The 1865-nt window shown below is 74.4% G+C and carries 2 protein-coding genes; one reads left to right on the top strand and one right to left on the bottom strand.

Translation table 11 applies throughout. The features are described 5' to 3' along the window. Positions 1 to 73 precede the first annotated feature (73 nt). Positions 74 to 637 carry a gamma subclass chorismate mutase AroQ gene (aroQ, locus tag ACJOT3_RS34390; RefSeq protein ID WP_406977310.1) on the bottom strand — a complete coding sequence of 188 codons (564 nt, stop codon included), beginning with the start codon at positions 635 to 637 and terminating at the stop codon, positions 74 to 76. A gap of 190 nt (positions 638 to 827) precedes the next feature. Here aroQ and ACJOT3_RS34395 point away from each other — a divergent pair. Next, on the top strand, positions 828 to 1865 hold a 1038-nt coding region (locus ACJOT3_RS34395; protein WP_406977311.1), incomplete at its 3' end, for a flavin monoamine oxidase family protein.

Here is a 1865-nt window from a genome sequence, read left to right on the forward strand (position 1 = left end):
GAGGCCTACGTGGCCGGGTAGGGCCGGTCGGGCCCGGACGGACCAGGCCCGGATGGATCAGGCCCAGGAGGATTCAGGCGCAGACGGAGGCGAGGGAGACGGCCAGGGCGGTGCGGCCCGAGCGGTCCAGGCCGCGCTCGGCGGCGACGCGGCGGGCGGTGCGGGCCAGCTCCACCTCGCAGCCGGGGGCGGCCAGGCCGGCGCCGGCGTCGGTGAGCGCGCCCACCAGGGCCGGGGTGATCCGGTCCAGGTCGGCGCGGGCCCCGGCCAGGTCCGGCGCCCGGAGCGGGCTCCGGTCGGGGTGGGCGTACCAGTCGGCGTGCCGGCCCCGCTGGATCACCTTGTTGGCCTCGATCTGGTCGCGCATGACCGCCAGGGCGACCGCCGGGTCGCCGCCCAGGGCGCGGGCCGAGTGCTCGGTCTGGGCGAGCACCGTGGCCTCCCGCTCGGGCGCCTCGACCGGCTCGCCGCTGTGCCACTTGGCGGCCGCCACCAGTTCGGCGGTGGCCAGCCGGTCGGCCGACAGCTCCACCACCGGGGACAGCGCGACGGTCACCGGGGGCGCGGTGCGCGCCGAGGCGGCGGTGGCGAGGCTGAGGACGAGCGCCGAAGCGATGGTGGCGGCGAGCACACGCACGGTGAACCTCTCGGAAGACGGGAGGTGGACATCCGGAGTGTAACCACAAGACCGCGGATCGTGAGGGAAAGCGACCGTTCCGGTTCCGCTTCCCAGGGCCGCGGCCGGTATGTCCCCCGGGGTGTCATCCCCGCCGTCGACACGAAGGGCACATACAGTCGCACTGTCGGTCACCTGGGAGGGGAGTGCCATGGAGGACGTCGGCGCGGAGATCACCGAGGAGCCGGTCGAGGGCGAGACCGCCCCCGAACCCGGGCCCCGGGGCCGCGAGGCCGCCCCCGGGCGCGGGCACACCATCGTCATCGGCGCGGGCATGGCCGGGCTGTCCGCCGCCGACCGCCTGGCCGAGGCGGGGGAGCGCGTCACCGTCCTGGAGGGCCGGGCCCGCACCGGCGGGCGCATCCACTCGTTCCGCGAATGGGACGGCACCACCCTGGACGCCGGGGCCTCCTGGATGCGCGGCGAGGAGAACAACCCCCTGGCCGAACTGGTCCGCTCCCTGGGCCTGCGCACCGCCGTGTTCAACCGCTCCACCGAGACCGCCTACGACCCCAAGGGCCGCCGGCTGCTCTTCGACCGGCACCGCCGCAACATGGAGGACGTCAACCTCCTGCACGAGCAGATGTACTGGGCCAACATCGGCGCGGGCTCCCAGGAGTCCATGGAGCAGGGCATCGACCAGGCCCTCTACGACGCCAACCTGGTGCGCGCCCGCGCCCGCGACGCCAAGGAGATCGTGCACCGCATGGTGGAGGGCGACCACGGCGCCGACGCCGAGGAGGTCTCCTTCGAGGCGGTGGGCGCCCTGCACGAGTTCAGCGGCGACGACGTGGTCTTCCCCGACGGCATGGGCCAGATCACCGACCACCTGGCCGGCGGCCTGGACGTGCGCCTGGAGCACGTGGTCCTGGCGGTCTCCCACGACGCGGACGGTGTGTCGGTGCGGGTGGACACTCCCGAGGGGGAGCGGGTCCTGGACGCCGACCGGGTCGTGGTCACCCTGCCGCTGGGCGTGCTCAAGGCGGGCCAGGTGGACTTCCACCCGGAGCTGCCCGAGGACAAGCGGCTGGCGATCGAACGCCTGGGCAACGGCCGGCTGGAGAAGCTGTTCCTGCGCTTCGACGAGGTGTTCTGGGGCGACGCCGAGGTGCTCGTGCACCTGGGCACGGACGAGGGCGCCTGGTTCCACTGGTACGCGGGCCAGCGGGTGCTGGGGGTGCCGGTGCTG

This window comes from Nocardiopsis protaetiae, assembly GCF_045446735.1.
GTDB lineage: Bacteria > Actinomycetota > Actinomycetes > Streptosporangiales > Streptosporangiaceae > Nocardiopsis > Nocardiopsis protaetiae.